The organism is Pseudolysinimonas sp., assembly GCF_031389465.1.
Lineage (GTDB): Bacteria > Actinomycetota > Actinomycetes > Actinomycetales > Microbacteriaceae > Pseudolysinimonas_A.
Genome location: NZ_JANMSQ010000266.1, coordinates 1 through 3380 on the forward strand (window position 1 = coordinate 1; position 3380 = coordinate 3380).

Consider the following 3380-nt stretch of genomic DNA (forward strand, 5'->3'; position numbering starts at 1 on the left):
CGGTACCCGAGCAGCACGACATCCGCCGTGCGCTTGTGTTTGATCTTGAACATCGCGCGTTTGCCCGGTTGGTAGGGCTGGTCGAGCGGCTTGGCGACCACGCCATCCAGACCTGCGCCTTCGAACTCGTCGACCCACCGCCGCGCCAGCTCGACGTCGCGGGTGGTGCGGGTGAGGTGCAGGGGAGCGTGCACGTCGGCGAACAGCTTTTCGAGCTCGGCGCGCCGCACCGACAGCGGTTCGCCGGTGAGATCCCGATCGCCGACCGCGAGCAGATCGAACGCGACGAATGACGCCGGGGTCTCCTGCGACAGCTTCGTCACTCGGCTCTCGGCCGGGTGGATGCGCTGCGTCAGCGAATCCCAATGCAGGCGGCGCTTGCCGTCCCACTCGATCGTGACGACGATCTCGCCGTCGAGCACGCAGGGTGGGAGCAGTCGACCGAAGGCATCCACCAGCTCGGGAAAGTAGCGGGTCAGCGGTTTGTCGCCGCGACTGCCGATTTCGACGCCGTCGCTGGTGACCGACACGATGCCGCGGAAGCCGTCCCACTTCGGCTCGTAGAGCAGATCGCCTTCGGGCACCTTCTCGACGGCTTTGGCGAGCATCGGGGCGACGAGAGACATGCACCGATTCTCGCCCCGGTAGCATCGAACGCGTGAGCAGCCCGGGCAGATTCATCGTGCTCGAGGGCCTCGACGGCGCTGGCACGACCACACAGGGCGCGCTGCTTGCCGCCCGCCTGATCGAGCACGACATCCCGGTCGAGTTGACGAAAGAGCCGACCGACGGTGTGATCGGCAAGATCGCGCGGGCCTTCACCGACGGCGACCTGCACCTCGAACCCGAGACGGTTGCGCTGACCTTTGCAGCGGACCGCATCGAGCACACCGTCGAGATCCGGGCACTGCTGGATGCCGGCACCTGGGTCGTCAGCGACCGGTACGTCGCGTCATCACTCGCCTACCAAACCTCGCAGGGGCTGCCCTTCGAGTGGGTGCGCACCCTCAACTCCCGGGCGATGGAACCCGACGCGACGGTCTTCGTCGACACCTCGGTCGAGGCGTGTGTCGCCCGGCTCGACGCGCGCGGTGAGTTCAACACCGGACCGTTCGACAAGGCCTCGGCACTCGAGAAAGCGCGCGATCTCTACCGGCAAGCGTTCGCGAGCGATGTGCCGCTCGGTCGATTGGTTGAGGTCGATGGCGATGCCACTCGCGACGAAGTGGCCGATCGCATCTGGGGTGCTCTCGCCGACCTCCGCGGCTGATCGAAGGCGCGTCAGTCCGGGTCGTAGGCCAGCAGATCACCCGGCTGGCAGTCGAGCACGCGGCACATCGCGTCGAGCGTCGAGAACCGCACGGCCTTCGCCCGCCCGTTCTTGAGCACGGCAACGTTGGCGGGCGTGATGCCGATCGCCTCGGCGAAGTCGCCGACGCCCATCCCGCGGTCGGTGAGCATCCGGTCGATCGAGATCCGGATCGGCATCAGACGACCTCGTCCAGCTCGGTGCGCAAGATGATTGCTCGGCGCAGCAGCGAGCGCAGCACGAGCAGCAGAAGGTCGAGCACGCCGAGTGCGACGCCGCCGATGACGAGTACGAGCATGACTCCCGGCGGGAGCGCATCCGCGATCCTGAGCAGGATCACGAGAGCCACCGTCACGAATCCCGCCAGGGTGATGGTTCCGACCAACACGTCGACCCAGCGCAGAGCGCCTTGCTCGAGGATGTGCCCCGACCTGACTCGGCCGACAAGAACCGCCGTCGAGACGATTGCCGCCTGAAAACACACTCCGCCGCCGAGCAGCAAGACCAGCAGGGGTGGTTGCAGAGCCGAGTACTCCGGCAGGGTCCGCACGTAGTACTCGGATAGGGCGATCAGGCCGTACTGGAGAATGCCGATGCCGAGGAACAGCACGCCGAGAGCGACGAAGGTCGCCACAACGATCGGGAGCCAGGGCCGGGGGAGTTGGGGAACGGTTGAGCTGGTCACCTATCGAGTATCGATCGAAACCTATCGATAGTCAATGGATGACGCGCCGAGAGCGGACAACCGACGAGCCGCGGCGCGCAACACCTCTGGCTTCTTGCAGAACGCGAAACGCACAAGACCGGCGTAGGCGTGGGGCGTCGACGTGAACGCCGAGACCGGGATGCCGACGACTCCGGCGGTGGTCGCGAGGTCGCGGCAGAACGCAGCGGCGTCCGTCGCACCGAGCGGTGCAGCGTCGGCGACCACGAAGTACGAACCTTCGGGAACCGAAACCGTGAGACCCGCGTGCTGCAACCCTGCGACGAGGATGTCACGCCCGGCACCGAGGTCGGCGGCGATCCGGGCGTAGAACGTGTCGGGGAGGTCGAGCCCGACAGCGATCGCCGGCTGGAACGGTGCGCCGTTCACGTAGGTCAGGAACTGCTTGACGCTGAGGATCGCCGTCACCAGGTCGGCGCGGGCGTGCAGCCAGCCGATCTTCCAGCCGGTCGTCGAAAACGTCTTCCCACCCGACGAGATCGTGATGGTGCGCTCGGCTGCGCCGGGGAGAGTCGCGATCGGCTCGTGCGGGGTGCCGAAGCGCAGGTGCTCGTACACCTCATCGGTGACGATGAGCGCGTCGTGGCGGATGGCGAGCTCGACAATCAGTTCGCGCGTCGCGCGGTCGAGCACCGACCCGGTCGGGTTGTGTGGGTCGTTGACGAGCACGATGCGGGTGCGCGCTGAGAACGCGGCCCGGATGCGGTCGGGGTCGGGGGAGAACGACGGCCACTCGAGCGGAGCCGTCACGAGGCGAGCGCCGGCGAGAGAGGCGATCGCGGCGTAAGAGTCGTAATACGGCTCGAAGGTCAGAATCTCGTCGCCGGGCTCGACGAGCGCCAGAAGCGTCGCGGCAAGCGCCTCGGTGGCTCCCGCGGTGACGAGAACCTCGGTCTCGGGATCGACGACGAGTCCGTAGAAGCGCTGTTGGTGCCGAGCTATCGCCTCACGCAGAACCGGCATGCCGCGGCCCGGCGGGTACTGGTTGACGCCGGCGGAGATTGCCCCGCGGGCGGCCTCGAGTACCTCGGGCGGTCCGTCGGTGTCGGGAAATCCCTGACCGAGGTTGATCGCCCCGGTACTCGCGGCGAGAGCGCTCATCTCGGCGAAGATCGTCGCACCGACCGATCCGTCGGGCCCGACGAGGCCGGCGCCCGCTGCGGTGCGCAGCCACGGGCCCGGGATCGTCACGGTTCGACGTTAGTCGCCGAGCGCGGGCTTGATGTCACGCGCAATCGAAGAGAGGATGCGAGCGTTGAAGTCGACCCCGAGCTGGTTGGGCACCGTCACGAGAATCGTGTCGGCGGCCTGCACCGCGGCATCCTGAGCCAGTTCCTCGGCGATCCG

5 protein-coding genes and 1 pseudogene are annotated in these 3380 nt (G+C 67.3%); 1 reads left to right on the forward strand and 5 read right to left on the reverse strand.

Translation table 11 applies throughout. From position 1 onward, the window contains the following. Positions 1 to 626, reverse strand: a 626-nt coding sequence (locus tag RMO30_RS10655) for an ATP-dependent DNA ligase (protein ID WP_309713105.1), incomplete at its 3' end; no start/stop codon positions are given. Positions 627 to 658: 32 nt separating this feature from the next. Between RMO30_RS10655 and tmk the strand changes: the two genes are divergently transcribed. Next, entirely contained in the window at positions 659 to 1270 is a 612-nt protein-coding gene (tmk, locus tag RMO30_RS10660) for a dTMP kinase (protein ID WP_309713108.1), read from the forward strand. A gap of 11 nt (positions 1271 to 1281) precedes the next feature. On the opposite strand, the gene RMO30_RS10665 is transcribed toward tmk, so the two are convergent. The 4 genes and pseudogenes from RMO30_RS10665 to RMO30_RS10680 all read right to left on the reverse strand — a co-directional run. After that, positions 1282 to 1488: a helix-turn-helix transcriptional regulator gene (locus RMO30_RS10665; protein WP_309713111.1), complete on the reverse strand. Its 207-nt coding sequence runs from the start codon at positions 1486 to 1488 to the stop codon at positions 1282 to 1284. Then, complete coding sequence (locus RMO30_RS10670) at positions 1488 to 1994, reverse strand: DUF2975 domain-containing protein (protein ID WP_309713113.1); 507 nt, start codon at positions 1992 to 1994, stop codon at positions 1488 to 1490. Before RMO30_RS10670 ends, RMO30_RS10665 begins: the two co-directional genes overlap by 1 nt. A gap of 21 nt (positions 1995 to 2015) precedes the next feature. Beyond that, positions 2016 to 3224 carry an aminotransferase class I/II-fold pyridoxal phosphate-dependent enzyme gene (locus RMO30_RS10675; protein ID WP_309713116.1) on the reverse strand — a complete coding sequence of 403 codons (1209 nt, stop codon included), beginning with the start codon at positions 3222 to 3224 and terminating at the stop codon, positions 2016 to 2018. 9 nt (positions 3225 to 3233) lie between these two features. Then, a pseudogene (locus tag RMO30_RS10680) lies at positions 3234 to 3380 on the reverse strand (LLM class flavin-dependent oxidoreductase); the annotation flags it as partial.